The organism is Citrobacter sp. Cb004 (genome assembly GCF_030337065.1).
Classification (GTDB): Bacteria; Pseudomonadota; Gammaproteobacteria; order Enterobacterales; family Enterobacteriaceae; genus Citrobacter; species Citrobacter braakii.
Genome location: NZ_JAOWCH010000043.1, coordinates 45,007 through 59,695 on the forward strand (window position 1 = coordinate 45,007; position 14,689 = coordinate 59,695).

Sequence of the window (14,689 nt, forward strand, 5' to 3'; positions counted from 1 at the left end):
CTATCGAAATTAAATAGATAAGTCTTTACAACCCTGGCCTTTGCTGTAATATCAGTAAGCACTTACCAGAGATAAACAAAACACGCAAGGTTCACTACATGGCTACCAACGAAACAGAGATCAAACAAGGTCGCTACGCAGCTTACATTGACTCGTTAATCACAATCTCGCCTAAAAGTCAGGCCACCATTGCCAAAGAGGTTGGGTACAAGAACGCCAACAACCTCTCCCTCATTAAAAGTGGCAAAATCCCTCTGCCGGTAGATAAAGTTCGAGCTTTAGCTAAAGCGCTGGATGCAGACCCGGTTCGACTGATGCTGATGGTTCTGGAAGAACGCCACCCTGAGTTACTCGAATTTTTTCGCGAAGAGGGAACTGCGCCTCTCTCCGCTGATGAAAAACTTGTTCTAGAAGCGTTCCGTAACCGTTTTAACGGTCAGCAGGGCGCATCAGAAAAGGTGGTCGAGGCCATCAAGTCACTGTGAGAAATTTACACGAATAAGCTCGGTGGCTAGACGATCTCCCTTGAATTTGTGGTCTATCTCGTCTAAGTCTGTTTGATTAACGATAGATGCGATGTACGCTGAGAAATTGTTCAAGGCGTCTCGCATCTCATCCATATAATCGTGGCGATCATAGACGCGATCTATCCCTTCAAGGCTGTGGTTCATAATCTTACGAGCAACTTCCTGATTGATCCCCAGCGCGGGGAAATAACTACGCGCTGTACGTCTCAGGTCGCGTGGAGTAAATGACTCAACCTCCATCAACTCAGGTCGTTCTAGTATCCTTCTCAGTGCCTGGGCGATGGCCACCTTAGACATTGGCGTATCCACGCCCTTCTTCTTATTCGAAGGAACGAGCCACTGGCTGCCTTTCCCGTACTCGAACAACTCTTCCACGCATTGACGCATCAATGGGCTTAACGGCAGCGCGTGCTGTCTGGCTGATTTGTTTCGCGTACCTTGATTCCATACATCACGTTGAAGGTTGAACTCATCCTTTCTGGCCCGGAGCACTTCATCGGGTCGTCTGGCAGCAACAAGACAGAGCCTGGCCGCCCACTTTGTGCCTTCGCACACATTGAAGTAATCCCAGACGTTCCAGAATACCCAGACCTCGGCGTCGGTCAGCTTACGTTCGCGCGGTACTGGCTTTGCGCCACCGGCAACTCTGTTGAGCGACATATCATTCAACGGTGATGTATCAATCAGCCCCTGAAAGGCGCACCAGCTCAGGAACTGTTTCATCAGGGAGAACACACGTCTGCCCTGGACGATCTTGCCTTCCAGTATCAGCGGGTTCACCAGCTGGTTGACCATGACCCTACTTATATCACTTACCTTTACATCAGAGATATGCGGCATTACATGTATCAAAACACAATGAACGGCTATTTCAGGTCGACGTCTCGTTATCAGTAAAGATAAGCGAGTGAATAACATGAAGGCGGAAGAAAACGACATGTCTCCGTCGAATTTGGCGGTCGACACTGCCGACAAACCGGAAGCGCGTTCGAGGTACTCGATGGCTTCCCGAGAGGTGTTTTCTGCTGCGCGTGCTTTATCAAAGGTGTTTTTCATCGTCCACTCACTGAGTGAAGCCCTTTTTACTGTATGTATAAACAGTATATTAGGCATAAGTTTTTGTATGATCAACCATAAAATAGCCTGTTTTGTACAATGATTCCATACTTAATAGGTATGGAATCATTAGAGGGCGATTTCTTTAAATCTGAGAAACAAGCAAGATGATTTTAGCGCTTGTGAAAATCTTCAGCGCAGGCCGAAAAGTGGGAGATTAACTGTGTGTTGGCGGCGCTCATGAGATCGTGTGCAGGGGTAACAAGCGCGAGTATGGAGTACCTATCCGGATGCCACAAATACTGTGCATAAACTAAATAAGTATTACTCTTCTTCTGCCGATCTGGAGTGCGAGGTGGCCAGGGCTGTTCGTCGGGTAGCTTGATGTGGATGCGAGCGAGTTGAGCGTCTACGGCATAAGGTGGAAAAGTGAAGACGGCGTCATTGCCGAAGATATCCGTTGTGGCGTTGTGCTCCTTGCAGTAAATAAATTCGTCTATGAGCTGCTGTTCCAATCCAGGGAACTTATTGAAAGTGGGGTCTAAAAATTCGGCGCGTGTATCGGGGTTTATCTCGACAATCAGAGCCATTTGGTCGAAGCCTCTGTGCCACTGGCGGCCAGAACAGCAAGAGCCGCATGGCTAATTTCTGATTCGCGAAGAGGGCTAACTGTCAGGATCTGATTAACCAGATTATCGAGATTTTTAGCCCCGTGACGCATCTCAGCGACAGCCCTGCATAGCTTGTATTCAGTGGAGTTTTTGTCGTAAGACCGGATGATAGACATCTCTGGTAATGCCTGGAATAAGAACTCGGCCATTGCCAGGGAGCCTATTACATCAGCACGCAAGCCTTCTGCGGCAAACTTTGCCTGCTCAAAATCATGTTCTGCCAGCGCATCCAGCCTGGCGTAAATTTCACGGCCATCAGCGGTGATTTCCTGGATTTTGCCCACACTTTCGCGCAGTTCTGCGAGAGATGGTGCGCTCGCACCTGAAGTAATAGCGCTGCGTTCATCGGTGTGATCTTTGGCATAAGATCCTTGTGACAGGCTGCTTAGTGCCAGTGCCACAACCATTGCGATTTTGGTGATTGAGTCTTTCATGATTTATCTGCCTGCTTTTTGCTGGCTCGTAACTAAGTGTACGCGTTCCCTGAAACTGCGACAAACAGAAACGGCCCCAAAAGGAGCCGTATTGTATTACAGGGTGCTCGCAAAAGCAGCAAATTCCGTATAACCCCCGATAGGTTCGCCATTTACGAACACTTGCGGTATGGTCTCCACCGGCTTGCCAACCAGGTCGCTCAACTTCTCTTTGTTGATCCCGGCAGACACAATATCGATGTATTCGTAATCGCCAAAGCCGTGGACGTACAGCTGCTTCGCCAGCTCGACCGCACGTTTGCAGTATGAGCAATTATCGCGTCCGTAGATAACGACCTTCATCACTTCACCTCGTGCAACTGCTGCTTGAGAAGATAGCCTTCCAGGGGCCAGATTTTGGCAATCGCGTTCTGGCGTGCAATTTTACGTCCGATCTCCGGATCAAAGTTCTCCGGGCTGGCGCACGCAGACTCGCCGGTTACGGTGTAGCCGTTCTCCAGCACAAGAACGCAGAAGGTCAGCAGTTCGAGTGATTGCGGGGCCGGTTCAGGTTCTTCCTGTTGCAACCATAACGGGGAGCTGCGATATCCATCCGCGCCGGTAAAGTAAAACTCGCCTGAGATAACGGCTTCAATGCGTTCCGGGGTAACACGCGCGGCCGTTTTGCCTTTGGCCACAATCTCTTTTTCGATATCCATATCGGTCATTTTGGTTTCCTTACGTTAAAAACGAGCGATCCGGGCACGAAGAATCAGGTCATACGCCTTCATTGTGTCCAGCTGCTTAATGAGGATGATGCGGTCGACATACAGCAGGCGAGCAAATTCGTCGCCGGCAATGTACGCCTCCAGTTCTTTGATGCGGCCACACAGTTCTTCGCGTTCATCCATGACACGTTTCTGGTGTGGCAGGTACTCTTTGGTCATTGGCTTTCCCTTACTGATAGGCTTCCAGTGCGACTTTGCATAGTTCAGAACGAACACAGTCTTCGGTCGCAAACTCAATAAGGCCAACATGGGCAGAAGGTTTAAAACGCTCCAGCGCATCTTCCAGACCGGACTTCACATTGCCAGGCAGGTCGCATTGCGTCACGTCTCCATTCACAATGACGGTTACGTTCTCGCCCATACGGGTCAGGAACATTTTCATTTGTGACGCTGTAACGTTTTGCGCCTCATCGAGAATGACTACAGCGTTCTCGAACGTGCGCCCACGCATGTAAGCGAAGGGGGCAATCTCTACTTTGGCCACCTCTGGCTTTAAGCAATATTCAAGGAATGATCCACCCAATCGCTTCTGTAGCACGTCATAGACGGGCCGAAAGAACGGGGCAAACTTCTCGCTCATGTCGCCCGGGAGGAAGCCCAGATCTTCTTCTGCTTGCAATACCGGACGTGTCACGATGATCTTCCCGACTTCCTTATCCAGAAGACGCTGCGCTGCGATGGCAGCAGCCAGGTAGGTTTTGCCGCAACCGGCTTCGCCAGTGGCGAACGTCAGCGGTTTGGTATCGAGAGAGATAAGATAGTGGGCCTGGGCCTCGTTACGCGCTTCGATGGGAGAGTTGTCGCGTTTAGGTTTTGGTGGCGCAGCCAGCTCGTCAACGATGATTGTGTCAATTTCGTAGCCGTGGATGCGTGGTTTTGACTTCAGTGCCTGACGAGCTGCGCGACGCGCCTGTTTACGTTTGTTTCCCATATTGAGTCCTTTCAAGTGAGTCACTGAAAGAACTATACCTGTAAATAATAGGTAAGTCATTACCTATTATTTGTGATTCTGGACATCCCATCCAACGGCTTATGCTTCATGTTGCTTTTTGAGATCGCTTCTAGCATAGCTCCACTCAATAATGTTGTCGGGTCGTTGCTGATCGAAAAGGATTCGGGATTCAATACCATTACCTAAAAAACTGGTATGCCCATCTACGTAAGAAGCGATCCCTTGCGAACCAACATGAAGAATATTTTCTAATGGTTGCTTTGTTCTTGCCGTATTGCTAAGGAGAAATAAACCTGGGTACGTTTTGTTAGCACGGTGAAAAAAAAGTTCATTGTCAAAACACATGACGATGATTATTTGTCCCGACATGAGATCGGAGAGCATTTCAGTTGGCAGATGCAAACTCATAAATGGCCGAGACAAAGGGTCAAAAAATGAATCGTTTATATTCACAACAGGGCTTTTTATACCGAGACTATCCATCCATCCATTGAAGGCAACAAAGCCCATTTTAGAATCACGGTACATACCTAAGAACAAACATTCATCAATAGTATCAATAGCCCAATTCTTTCCTCCGCGAATAATCTCCCACATTTTAACTAAGCGGTGGGTATAAAACTCAGATGGATGATCTATCTCATCGATTTTAACTTTAGACTGATGAAGGTTGTCAAAGCCCTCGCCAGTATTAATCGCCTCCAGCACATTCATGCCACGGACGATTTGCCTTTTTATGCGATTAAATTGCTTAACATCATTTTCAGGCATATTGTTAATGAAGTTTTCTTCAAAGTGCGGACACTCTGAGATAACAGAAAATTCGGCAGCTTCATAAAGCTCATTATTCTTTTTACCTGTTTTAACTTCCACGAGCTGGAAGCCATCCAGTGGATTAAAGGTGACTAAATCCCCCACATGAACAAATGTACTCATGTCAGAGACAATCGCTACGGCGTGTTTGTCCTGATTGATAAGATCGGCTGCGACCATAGAATCAATTATGTTATCTTCTGATAGATTGTCATTGCCTGTATTAATAGGTAAACGCCGCAAACTAGAGTGATCCTCATCAAGTATGCTCCAAATTAGTGAGTCAATACAACGGCGAAGAATAAGAATTTCAAATTTTTTTAAATTTATTTCATCAATACACTTTTCTTTCTTTTCTTTATCCTTGTTTCGATGATGATCTTTTTTTTCAACTTCCAATCTTTTTATATCTCGCAACCGAAAAATAATCTCAAAAGATATAAGTTTCTGTGCGTCTTTCCAATTTTTGAGACAGGTTTCATACTCTGCAAGAAAACTTTCATCATTGGAAGGTTGTTCTTGAATTGGATCTTCCCCCCTTATCATTTTGGCAAGTGAATGCAGTTGAGATACAAAATGAGGTGACAAAATTGTCCAAAACTCTCTAAACGGTTTGTATTTTTCAATAAAAGTTGATTCGTCAGTATAATTTATCATAACTAAACTGCCTCTTATCTATTTTTCTTAAAGTACAAACTACCAGACTTATTTTTACACAATTATAATTATAATGTGAAGTCTCATTCAGATATCTTCATACTGCACGTAAGAAATATTTGAGTCTCTGACATCATAATCTTCTAAGCTGCCTGACTTTTCCTCACCTCTATATAAAGCAACTATCCATCGAGCATTTTCTTGGATGCTTTTATTTATTTCAGCGAAGTATTCACCGTCAACTTCGGCAAGCGAATGGCCTAAAATAATGACCTCATCCACATTTTTAAGCGACGAAAAAAAAACGCTCTCTTCTTTAATTATGTTTTCGCTGGGCTTGAATGTATTACCGAAGTATTCGTCTATGCTGTCGTATGCCTCTGCTATTCTTGTATCTTGATCCGGCCCTATATATGGATTTAGTGACTTTTCAACCCTAAAACTGTGACCTAGTATGAGATCGTCATCGTAAATACAATTGCCGTGAATATGTATGATTTGCGCGTCTGGAACGGCATAGATCTGCTGCAAGGTATTTGTATAATTAAATGAAAAATAGAGACTTTCTCTTGGTATAGGCGGGATGTATTGCTCAGAATTGCAAGCATCGGCTATGTTAATCCCTTTAACCCAATCAGCGAATTGCTCCTTCAAGCGAGCTGACAGCATCCGTGTGATTTTATCTACTTCATATTGGTAATCGTGATGATAGGCATCGCTCCAATCATCGGTATTGTACGAAGCCAAAAACATCTCACTGTTTTGAAGGATAAGCTCATAATCAATTGCACCTAAAGCACTTTCTAACTCGTTCCACTCGTCTCCAGCAGGCAGGTATTCTTCTATCGCGTCATATAGTTCTTGGTCATGTTTTGCTACATACGACTTAAAGTGCTTGTATCCTGTTGGCAAGCCATGTCGAATATCAAATCCGTTTCCTATTATGTAAAGCCTCATCGTTTTTCCCTTAGTCGAATGGTAAAAAGATACTAACCGACTAAAGAAAAACATAAAACCAAAAGTCGCTATCAAATACAACCATGACGACCAGCCTCCAGAGACGCAAAAAAGGGGCCGAAGCCCCTTTGGAATTTGCGCTAAAAAGTGTTGATACAATGCTAGGAATCAATGGTTAAGAACGTCTGCCGTGTCTATCACAGCGCTGAACGGTCTGGCGACATTTGCGGAGTCTTTCCGTTCGGACGGTGGTGGCGAACTCCAAACCGTTCAGCGCTGTGTTGGCGATGGTGGGTGGACTCGAACCACCGACCAGTTGATTAACAGTCAACCGCTCTACCACTGAGCTACACCATCATTTTTCGCGGCGGTACTTGTTCGTGGACAACCAGGCAACCAAGAACTTTCCCGCAACTTGCACTTTACGTTAGTGCCAGACGAGGCTTGTGGCTCGCTCACATAGAGCGAAGATCTGGAATCCTTCTCGGCGGTTGATGGCCGCCAGACTCTTCGATCTTATTGGATGTATGGAATCATCCATGTTGTGAAACCAGGGGCTACATAGGCAACAATGATTTCACCAGAGGGTTAAAGAATCCTGCTTTCACAACGTTGAGGCCACTGAACCGATTTATGTTCGACCCAACATATTGATCAGTCACTACAGCTCTGTGGAATCACCTGTATGATTAAAAGAAAACAGTGACCTCAACGTTGTGCGCTGGCTAACCAAGCCAGCCGGGTTACGTCGCCGCTTTTAACCCAAGATCAAACGACATAAGTAATGGAAATGACGTAACAGGATGGACGGTCAGCTGGCTGAAACCGGGATGATGGAATGGAATGAGGAAAACCAACCGCCCATCCTGTTACTTCATCGAATAGGGCATGGGTGGTGCAACATGCCCTATCCTGCGTTCTGCAATCACACTCGCTCAGTGTGTCCCATTTTGGTGACGAGGCTGGAAACTGACCTCGCTGGTGTTTGGCTTCTTAGGCTACTGCCAGGTACGTATCTTCGTTTGCAGTTATATTTAACGTTCAAACAGTCGCGTCTCAACGAAAACAAGTGAATCTTATACATATAAGATAAGTAAGTAAATACTTATTTTTCTGTAACTCGTTCAGTTGCTATCTTTTTGATCAAACTCACCTTCTGTTCCGGCGTTCTCGTGATGATGGCCGTAAAACGCTTCGCTTGAATAGTGATAGTTTCGTTCTCCTTCAGTTCGCCGTAGTGGGTCTCCAGCAGAGAACCCAGGCGCCACAGACCGTCGTCTATGCGTTTATGGCTGGCAAATCTGATCAGCAGTAGCTTTACGATTAACTGACCAATGTAAAAGGCATATCCGACGCCGGCCGCCACAAGGTAGGTTGCCAGCCACCAGTCGAAAGAGGTCAAATTGCTCATTTCTGCACTCCCGTCTCGTGAACAACCCGATACAGACGCTTACCGATGCGAAGCGTTTTGGTTTTCAGTTCCTGCCTGACCAGGTCGCGACAGATACTGAAGCCGAGGGCCACGCCCCCAGCAAAAGATAATAGGATGTATGGAATCATCAGAACGCCCCAGCCTCAGTCAATTGCTGCAACAGTGAGTGTCCTTTTTCAGTGAGTTGATAGTTCTCCACACATCCCTTTGGCGAAACGTTAGCGACAAGATTCATACGTTCCAGTTTGGCGCGGGTCTTTGGCTTCCAGTTGGAATAGAACTCTTTCCATTGGCTGATTTCACGCAGAGTTTCCTTCTCCCGTTTACTTAACATGATCATCCTTAATCTCCTTCAGTGTGTACGTGATATCTACAATGCGGTAAATGCGGCCGCGTCTCTGCATGACACCGGCTTTTACGTAATCGTTGATGCAGCTGGACGTAACCAGACTGCCGATAACAATGCCGACGACCAAAAATACAATCATCCAGCCGAGCATCAGTCTTTATCTCCAATACGGTCTTCGGTATCTCGCAGACATTTCGGCCACTTCAGACGTGGGTGGCGTAAGCTACCGTCTGGCGTTTTCTCATGGCAGTGAACCTCGACGATGCGTCCACGATACTTCTCCTGATTGTTCCAGATCTCATCCAGGTACTTATGCTTGATACCGCTGGCACGAACGATGACGCCGTTCTCCAGACGAATCACTATCTTGCCAAGCGTATGCGCAAAGCCAGAGTCCGGGTCGCCTGGCTCGAAGTCGATGATTTCACCGTCTTCGGAATCCTCGTCTTTCAGCTTCCACCAGCTGCGGGTACGCTTGAACTCGTAAACAGAATCCGGATCTTTGCCCATCTCCCCCTCTTCGTTCTCGTCCAGGCGCTTCATGAAGCGTTCGATGAAGTCTTCATGACTATGGATGATGTAGAACGGATGCAGGTGGACATCTTGCGCGTAATCTTCCCCGCAAGTGTTGCGGAACAACGCCACCAGCATAGCCAGGCGCTCTTTCAGCTTCATGCCGGTCTTCAGGTACTCTTTGCTTTTTGCCTGAGCACGCCACTCCGGTAAGAAGAAATCGAAGATGTGGTAAACGGCACCAATGGCTTTCACGTTCTTCTTGCGAAGCGCCGATACGGACTGGTTGAACGTACCTGCAGTACCCTCACCATCGAAGAAGATGTGCTTGAAACCGGAGAGTCTGCCTCGCTCCAGCATGGCTGGTTTAAGATGATCGAGTGACGTAATCGGATTGCCGGTACGCGTCAGGAAGTTCACCTCTTCCTCGTCAACGATGACTTCGCAGATAACCCGGAGACCATCGAGTTTGAGGCTGCCGATCATTGGCCACTTGGCCTTTGGATTTGGTTTAAATGGGTATTTGTCGTCTTTCTCCTTGTACGGAGACGCCAGCTGTACCTCAAACTTCGGAATTGGGTTTTCGAACACCTTGTTGCACAGGCTGATGCCGACGCCGGCTTTCGGATCTTTCAGCAGGAAGCGACGAAACACGTCCTGCCCGTCAGCGCACATTGAGGCAACGAGTGATTCGACAGCAGTAATGGCCGCGTTCCCGGTCAGTTCGCGCGCCGCCAGCTTCTCCAGCAGCTCGACTACCTTCTGGTCGCTGGGTACGGAAGTATCGAGTGGCTCGGCCACTTTGTACTTCTTCACACCGAATCGAATGAATGGGTTGAGCATTAGCGAGACCATGCTCTGCTCAAATTCATCAAGGTTGGCCAGCGCCTCTTTTTTGGCGTTGGTTCCCATCGTTTTTATGGCATCCAGCTTGTGCTTTAGGGCGATCAGTTTTTCCATTAGTGTTTAACCTCCATCGGTCGCTCGGGAGTTTTCATGTGTTTTCTTTGGTTGCTTCTTCAATGAGTGCCGCGTACACGTCAGTGACGGGCGCCAGTGAATCGGTGGACGTGGTTTCGGGTTTGGCTGGTTCTGTTTTCTTCGTGCGTTTAACCAGACTGTTAATCGTCATGGTGTTGCGCTTCCGGGTAAGCGTTCTGGCGTGGTCGTTTTGCTCTTCCACTTCTTTGATAAGCGCAGCCATATCGATGAAGTAGAGCTGTTCGCCTTTGCGGATCTCTTCGACCATCATCTTCAGCGCCTGGCATTTTCCAGCAGCAATGGCCGCAGCGCAGGACTGGAACGATGTAGCCGGGAGACGCTTCTCTTTGTAGGCGAGGATGGTGTGCTGGCAGACTGTATAGCTGCAATGGGCCTCATGGCCGTTGATCTTCACTTCCGGACAGCGCAGCGAATAACCGTTGTTTCCGGAGATAGACGGGATTTTCGACAAATCTGTTCTTGTGGACATGCTTCTAACCGTAGTCGTGTACTTACTTATTGAGCGCAGTTTAAAAAAGCCCCACCAGGGGGCTAAATGGTTTATCGAGGCTTACCAGGTCGCCCAGCCAGTCATTTTGTCCTGAGCGGCTTCGAACCTGTATGGCTCCAGTAAATCGTTGGCATGGTGGACGGCGTAGGATTTTGCCTCCTGTTTAATCATCGGCAGCTCGTTGGCCAGGCGTGCCACCTGCCCTGCAAAACTGGCGAGCACACCGTCACATGCCTGACCCGCGTCGACAATGATGCGCACCAGGTCTAAGTCGCTGCGGCACATATCGCAGATGATGCCGTATTCAACCTCTCGAATGCGCTCAACGGCTTTTTTGGTATCACCACTGACCACCAATTCCAGCAAACCAGGTGGTGTTGTCAGATCTGTAACGCGTTCGGTAACTTCAGGCAGTTCGACAATGCTCAGGAACGCCGCGATAGACGGATCATCCTCTACACCAGCCCTCCCTTTGATCGCGCGAAGAGTCGCGTCGACAATTTCCTCAAACCGTTCACCTTCATCGCGCACCGCCTGATTGGTGTAGACAACGCGGCCGTCGTACCATGCACCGACGCGTACTTCGACCGTTGCATCCTTCATCTTGCGAGTGAACGCCACGAGTGCAGCGCGTTTCTGCTTAACACCAGGCAGCTCCGGGGACTCGCCAAAACGAACCCAGACCCGCATGTATTTTGAGCCTTCCCCAAGAGGTGCGGTGCTCACAGACGTGGCGATGTGCTCCAGCGCAGTTTGGATCGCCTCATCGATAATCTTCTGGCGCTCTTCTGTATCAATTTCTACGCCTGATTTGTCGATGATTTCGGTAACGGACTTCTGAATATCTGCTTTCATAAAGGTTCCTCAATTCCTTCGTCGAGCATATTCTTACAGAAAAATAAGTATGTATCTACTTATCATTAAGGGCGAACAAAACATTCATAGAGATGGCCCGGCAAACTGCCGGGCCAAAGGATTAACTTGCAGAGGTGGCTTCTGATTTACAGAACTGGCGATAAATCTGTTTGAAATTATGCAATTCATGAGCACCGTTAGGGGCGATCGCCATCCACGGAACCTTGTACTCAACGCCTTTGGAGAATGTGCCTTTCGGGGTCATCTCAAGCTCAACCACATAGGAAGCAAAGCCAACATACGCACCGTAAGCATTTTTAGCATTAACTTCGCCGCAGACATATCCCACAACTTTGCCGTCATCGAGGTCTTTGCGACCAACAAACTTGTCGTTCCGGAACATTACCGATGTAGGATCTTTCATTGCGTCGGCAATTTCTCTTTGCCCAAGCTCAATGGCTTTTTCGTCACTCGGCTTGCACCCAGAAAGCAACAATGTTGCCGCTATGGTGGCAACCGAAATCATAGTCTTTTTATACATTTTTAAGTCCATTTGTGTTCTCTCATGGAGGTAATTAGTTAATCAAATCAGAGTACTTATAACAACGCCTTTATCCCCAGAACCTTGCTTTGTAGCTCCAACTGTCTGGAGTAAGGCTTGGCACGATAATAGGCTTTGAGGATCTGCTCTGGCGTCGCGTCGCCGGGGTCGAGGCCTTCTTCGCCCAGACAGGCCACTTTGACATTCAGTCCGATGCTGGTGAGACGTTTGGCCGCCGACATGGTGTTGCGGATCGCTTGCTTCTCGCTGTCCCACATCATGATGATGTTGCGTAATCCACGCGCCTTGAGCGTCAGGAATGCGCCCAACTGATCTTCAGCGTCCTCATTCATATTTCCGGACAAGTGCATCCCGAACGTGCCAATTGGCTCTACATAATCCCGCAGCGTCTCTTCGTCGAAGATGGCTCGCTTCACGCCCATTACGTCAAATGCCCCTTCACACACAACGACCGTTTGTTTTCCGACTGCGTTGTGGCCGTTGTAGAGAAACTTACCCGACGCCGGCAGCTGCATGGGGAAGAGGTAACGGCGTTCTGCTGCACCGGTAATGTCACGCCCCTGGAAGGTCTTCATCACGCCATCCAGATCGTAAACCGGTATCAGGATGCGCATATCAAACACCTGCCCTTTGACCTGGTCTGTGTACGGATCGACGTATGCGTGCTTGCCTTCGACGCAGTAACGCAGATCAAAGTATTTGGCCAGCTCCGGGGAGATATGGCGCTCCACCAGATAATCAGGAAGACGACCGTCAATGGGGAGTTCGTAATGGCGCGGGAGAGCTACTGGCCCTTCGAGTTCAACCTTGCTGGCCAGCACGACCTCTTCCTTCTTCGGCGCCCATCCTTGTGAGATCAGCGCGTTCTGGACGTACTCTTCAAAATCGCGACGGGATTTGCCGCTGTAGTGCTTGAGGAAGACCAGCTTGTTGAACTGAATCTCTTCGGGATGATCACCAGCAAAGCATTTGCCGACGCCATTGGTCAGGTTGAAATAAACCTTCCAGTTTGAGCTGCCGCATACCGGACACTCCTTGATATTCACCTCACGTCCACGAGTACTGACGCCACCACGACGGTAGATGATTCCTTCCATATCGAGCCATTGTTCAAAATCCAGCTCGGTCAGTAATTCTTTCAAGTCGCTCACGTTCTTAACCCTACTTTTTGCAGGTAATATCTTGATAAGCCTCGGTATTTGAATACCATAAAGGCTCATGTGTTTTTTCTTTTGTGGCTTTGGCAAAAGAGAAAATTTGTTCTCTTATGGAGACCGGCGTGGGGAGCGTTTCCCCACGCCTTCTTTTTTTAGAGGACGTCCATAATGCGTTCGATGAATCGCATTTGTTCGAGGTTCTGCTTAACGCGGATGCTTACGCCGCCTTTCTGGTTACGTGAACCAGCGAAGTACAGACGCGCTTCGCCTTTCGCTTCTTCCTCTTCCGTTTTGTTGATCGTGATAACGAGGTCAGCGATACGCACCTTCTCGATGTTGTCCGCTGCGTGCATCATTGTGGCCACCTCTGAAGCACCGCCTTCCCTGTTAGTCTGCGATGCAGTGATGCCGGCAACGTTGTGTTTGTCGTACAGCGCACGCAGGTCAGTGTAGATGCTGCGAATGTTGGCTCGGTCGTCGCGGAGGTCGTAGCTGGCACGCATCAGGTCAGCGTAGTCGACCACGACCATGTCGGGGATCATGCCATTGGCTTTCATGCTGCCCAACATACGATCCAGATCTGCAGGCGACATGCTTCCGGACGGTCGTTCAACAATCCACAAGCTCCCCACGCCTTTCGTCGCGCCCAGCTCTGCCAGTTTGCGATGGACGTCGTCGCGGCGCTCCACCAGCTTTGACATTTCGGTCTCAGACAGACGTGCGTCAAAGCGATCTGACAGAATGGAGGTGTGAACTTCCAGCGACAGATACAGGACGTTGTAACCGGCAAGCGTGGCGTTGATGGAGAACTCACCCATCGCCGTCGATTTACCAGACTTCGCGAAGCCCATGAACAGCACCATTTCACGCTTTGCCCAGCCTTTCTGGTAAAGCAGCTTGTCGAGCAGCGGTAGGCCCGTTGTGATGCTGTTTGGCACGTAATCGTCGGACGCTTCGTACTCACGCGCCTTGTAACGCTCTGCTGACTCAGAGAAGTAATCGTAGATGCCGGTCGCTTCGTTAGAGCCGATTTGCTGGACTTTGGCCATGATTGCCATCGCGCCCTGGAAATCGCCCTTCTCTTTCATCTCAGCCGCTTTAATCAGCGCGTCGTCGAACGCTACGCTTTTGGCAAACGTCGCAACCTGGTCGACCATGTACGCCGTATCTGACAGCTTCTCAGCGAGGATCCGCTTAAACGCCTCAACGACGTCTGGGAACAGCTCTTCGCGGATCGTCTTATCGCGTTTGGCACGTTTGAGCATGTCGAGGATGGCCGACGATGATGGTGCGCTCTTATACATTCTGTAGTAGCCCGACACCATGTTCACCAGAATGGCGTTGGCCGCATTGGAGAACTGGTTTGGCGCAACCAGATCACCGGCGCGAGTCAGAAACTCATGGTCGCGACAGAAGTAGGCTGCGAGTCGATTCTGGAAGTCGTCGTCGAACTCTTCAGACAACCCTCGTCCTGTGTGGCAAAGTTCGGTCATGT

General features: G+C 48.7%; 20 protein-coding genes and 1 tRNA gene. 1 reads left to right on the plus strand and 20 read right to left on the minus strand.

The genetic code is table 11. The features are described from left to right. Positions 1–98 precede the first annotated feature (98 nt). Positions 99–485 carry a transcriptional regulator gene (locus OGV65_RS04200; protein WP_000224608.1) on the plus strand — a complete coding sequence of 129 codons (387 nt, stop codon included), beginning with the start codon at positions 99–101 and terminating at the stop codon, positions 483–485. Here the strand turns inward: OGV65_RS04200 and OGV65_RS04205 are convergent. The 20 genes from OGV65_RS04205 to OGV65_RS04300 all read right to left on the minus strand — a co-directional run bounded on the left by OGV65_RS04205 (position 477) and on the right by OGV65_RS04300 (position 14,687). Further along, positions 477–1,583 carry a tyrosine-type recombinase/integrase gene (locus OGV65_RS04205; protein ID WP_181562220.1) on the minus strand — a complete coding sequence of 369 codons (1,107 nt, stop codon included), beginning with the start codon at positions 1,581–1,583 and terminating at the stop codon, positions 477–479. The two genes, OGV65_RS04200 and OGV65_RS04205, sit on opposite strands and share 9 nt — an antisense overlap. 173 nt (positions 1,584–1,756) lie before the next feature. Further along, a complete protein-coding gene (locus tag OGV65_RS04210) occupies positions 1,757–2,173 on the minus strand; it encodes a type II toxin-antitoxin system YafO family toxin (protein WP_101700962.1) in 417 nt (138 codons plus the stop codon). Next, complete coding sequence (locus OGV65_RS04215) at positions 2,164–2,688, minus strand: hypothetical protein (protein WP_101700961.1); 525 nt, start codon at positions 2,686–2,688, stop codon at positions 2,164–2,166. Before OGV65_RS04215 ends, OGV65_RS04210 begins: the two co-directional genes overlap by 10 nt. Before the next feature lie 96 nt (positions 2,689–2,784). Then, positions 2,785–3,030, minus strand: coding sequence for a GrxA family glutaredoxin (locus tag OGV65_RS04220; protein WP_101700960.1), 246 nt, complete (start codon positions 3,028–3,030; stop codon positions 2,785–2,787). Continuing rightward, positions 3,030–3,395 carry a Gp49 family protein gene (locus OGV65_RS04225; protein WP_286454640.1) on the minus strand — a complete coding sequence of 122 codons (366 nt, stop codon included), beginning with the start codon at positions 3,393–3,395 and terminating at the stop codon, positions 3,030–3,032. Before OGV65_RS04225 ends, OGV65_RS04220 begins: the two co-directional genes overlap by 1 nt. Positions 3,396–3,410: 15 nt before the next feature. Next, on the minus strand, positions 3,411–3,614 hold the full coding sequence (locus OGV65_RS04230) for a crAss001_48 related protein (protein WP_072643043.1): 204 nt from the start codon (positions 3,612–3,614) through the stop codon (positions 3,411–3,413). 10 nt (positions 3,615–3,624) lie between these two features. Beyond that, positions 3,625–4,386, minus strand: coding sequence for a phosphate starvation-inducible protein PhoH (gene phoH / locus OGV65_RS04235; RefSeq protein ID WP_175538516.1), 762 nt, complete (start codon positions 4,384–4,386; stop codon positions 3,625–3,627). 99 nt (positions 4,387–4,485) lie between these two features. Further along, positions 4,486–5,877, minus strand: a complete 1,392-nt coding sequence (locus OGV65_RS04240) for a hypothetical protein (RefSeq protein ID WP_072643045.1) — start codon at positions 5,875–5,877, stop codon at positions 4,486–4,488. Positions 5,878–5,964: 87 nt separating this feature from the next. Next, positions 5,965–6,834 (minus strand): bacteriophage abortive infection AbiH family protein, encoded by an 870-nt coding sequence (locus OGV65_RS04245; protein WP_072643046.1) that lies wholly within the window; start codon positions 6,832–6,834, stop codon positions 5,965–5,967. Between the two features lie 282 nt (positions 6,835–7,116). Further along, positions 7,117–7,191 (minus strand) — tRNA-Asn (locus OGV65_RS04250). 748 nt (positions 7,192–7,939) lie between these two features. Next, positions 7,940–8,245, minus strand: a complete 306-nt coding sequence (locus OGV65_RS04255) for a hypothetical protein (protein WP_000067984.1) — start codon at positions 8,243–8,245, stop codon at positions 7,940–7,942. Next, positions 8,242–8,394, minus strand: coding sequence for a hypothetical protein (locus tag OGV65_RS04260; protein WP_000613550.1), 153 nt, complete (start codon positions 8,392–8,394; stop codon positions 8,242–8,244). The genes OGV65_RS04255 and OGV65_RS04260 overlap by 4 nt, the downstream gene beginning before the upstream one ends. Further along, positions 8,394–8,606 carry a hypothetical protein gene (locus OGV65_RS04265; protein WP_000605637.1) on the minus strand — a complete coding sequence of 71 codons (213 nt, stop codon included), beginning with the start codon at positions 8,604–8,606 and terminating at the stop codon, positions 8,394–8,396. The genes OGV65_RS04260 and OGV65_RS04265 overlap by 1 nt, the downstream gene beginning before the upstream one ends. Continuing rightward, entirely contained in the window at positions 8,590–8,766 is a 177-nt protein-coding gene (gene aplA / locus OGV65_RS04270) for an after-plasmid-ligase protein AplA (protein ID WP_023180936.1), read from the minus strand. Before aplA ends, OGV65_RS04265 begins: the two co-directional genes overlap by 17 nt. Further along, positions 8,766–10,088, minus strand: a complete 1,323-nt coding sequence (locus OGV65_RS04275) for an ATP-dependent DNA ligase (protein ID WP_286454641.1) — start codon at positions 10,086–10,088, stop codon at positions 8,766–8,768. Before OGV65_RS04275 ends, aplA begins: the two co-directional genes overlap by 1 nt. 34 nt (positions 10,089–10,122) lie before the next feature. After that, positions 10,123–10,599 carry a hypothetical protein gene (locus OGV65_RS04280; protein WP_022649966.1) on the minus strand — a complete coding sequence of 159 codons (477 nt, stop codon included), beginning with the start codon at positions 10,597–10,599 and terminating at the stop codon, positions 10,123–10,125. An 81-nt stretch (positions 10,600–10,680) separates the two neighbouring features. Beyond that, the gene (locus OGV65_RS04285; RefSeq protein WP_286454642.1) at positions 10,681–11,475 is read right to left on the minus strand and encodes a hypothetical protein; all 795 of its coding nucleotides are present in this window, start codon (positions 11,473–11,475) and stop codon (positions 10,681–10,683) included. A 121-nt stretch (positions 11,476–11,596) separates the two neighbouring features. After that, complete coding sequence (locus OGV65_RS04290; RefSeq protein WP_241165668.1) at positions 11,597–12,028, minus strand: hypothetical protein; 432 nt, start codon at positions 12,026–12,028, stop codon at positions 11,597–11,599. A gap of 44 nt (positions 12,029–12,072) precedes the next feature. After that, complete coding sequence (locus tag OGV65_RS04295; protein WP_502874459.1) at positions 12,073–13,134, minus strand: DNA primase; 1,062 nt, start codon at positions 13,132–13,134, stop codon at positions 12,073–12,075. 212 nt (positions 13,135–13,346) lie between these two features. Next, positions 13,347–14,687, minus strand: a complete 1,341-nt coding sequence (locus tag OGV65_RS04300) for a DnaB-like helicase C-terminal domain-containing protein (protein ID WP_006812582.1) — start codon at positions 14,685–14,687, stop codon at positions 13,347–13,349. Between the last annotated feature and the right edge of the window lie 2 nt (positions 14,688–14,689).

Bases quoted from the DNA above. Each gene is read 5' to 3' on its own strand.
- OGV65_RS04265 (WP_000605637.1), bottom strand. From the start codon at position 8,606: ATGATCATGTTAAGTAAACGGGAGAAGGAAACTCTGCGTGAAATCAGC.
- OGV65_RS04280 (WP_022649966.1), bottom strand. From the start codon at position 10,599: ATGTCCACAAGAACAGATTTGTCGAAAATCCCGTCTATCTCCGGAAAC.
- OGV65_RS04300 (WP_006812582.1), bottom strand. From the start codon at position 14,687: ATGACCGAACTTTGCCACACAGGACGAGGGTTGTCTGAAGAGTTCGAC.
- OGV65_RS04245 (WP_072643046.1), bottom strand. From the start codon at position 6,834: ATGAGGCTTTACATAATAGGAAACGGATTTGATATTCGACATGGCTTG.
- OGV65_RS04225 (WP_286454640.1), bottom strand. From the start codon at position 3,395: ATGACCGATATGGATATCGAAAAAGAGATTGTGGCCAAAGGCAAAACG.
- OGV65_RS04230 (WP_072643043.1), bottom strand. From the start codon at position 3,614: ATGACCAAAGAGTACCTGCCACACCAGAAACGTGTCATGGATGAACGC.
- OGV65_RS04295 (WP_502874459.1), bottom strand. From the start codon at position 13,134: ATGGAAGGAATCATCTACCGTCGTGGTGGCGTCAGTACTCGTGGACGT.
- OGV65_RS04215 (WP_101700961.1), bottom strand. From the start codon at position 2,688: ATGAAAGACTCAATCACCAAAATCGCAATGGTTGTGGCACTGGCACTA.
- OGV65_RS04205 (WP_181562220.1), bottom strand. From the start codon at position 1,583: ATGAAAAACACCTTTGATAAAGCACGCGCAGCAGAAAACACCTCTCGG.
- OGV65_RS04200 (WP_000224608.1), top strand. From the start codon at position 99: ATGGCTACCAACGAAACAGAGATCAAACAAGGTCGCTACGCAGCTTAC.
- OGV65_RS04285 (WP_286454642.1), bottom strand. From the start codon at position 11,475: ATGAAAGCAGATATTCAGAAGTCCGTTACCGAAATCATCGACAAATCA.
- aplA (WP_023180936.1), bottom strand. From the start codon at position 8,766: ATGCTCGGCTGGATGATTGTATTTTTGGTCGTCGGCATTGTTATCGGC.
- phoH (WP_175538516.1), bottom strand. From the start codon at position 4,386: ATGGGAAACAAACGTAAACAGGCGCGTCGCGCAGCTCGTCAGGCACTG.
- OGV65_RS04255 (WP_000067984.1), bottom strand. From the start codon at position 8,245: ATGAGCAATTTGACCTCTTTCGACTGGTGGCTGGCAACCTACCTTGTG.
- OGV65_RS04220 (WP_101700960.1), bottom strand. From the start codon at position 3,030: ATGAAGGTCGTTATCTACGGACGCGATAATTGCTCATACTGCAAACGT.
- OGV65_RS04290 (WP_241165668.1), bottom strand. From the start codon at position 12,028: ATGGACTTAAAAATGTATAAAAAGACTATGATTTCGGTTGCCACCATA.
- OGV65_RS04260 (WP_000613550.1), bottom strand. From the start codon at position 8,394: ATGATTCCATACATCCTATTATCTTTTGCTGGGGGCGTGGCCCTCGGC.
- OGV65_RS04275 (WP_286454641.1), bottom strand. From the start codon at position 10,088: ATGGAAAAACTGATCGCCCTAAAGCACAAGCTGGATGCCATAAAAACG.
- OGV65_RS04210 (WP_101700962.1), bottom strand. From the start codon at position 2,173: ATGGCTCTGATTGTCGAGATAAACCCCGATACACGCGCCGAATTTTTA.
- OGV65_RS04240 (WP_072643045.1), bottom strand. From the start codon at position 5,877: ATGATAAATTATACTGACGAATCAACTTTTATTGAAAAATACAAACCG.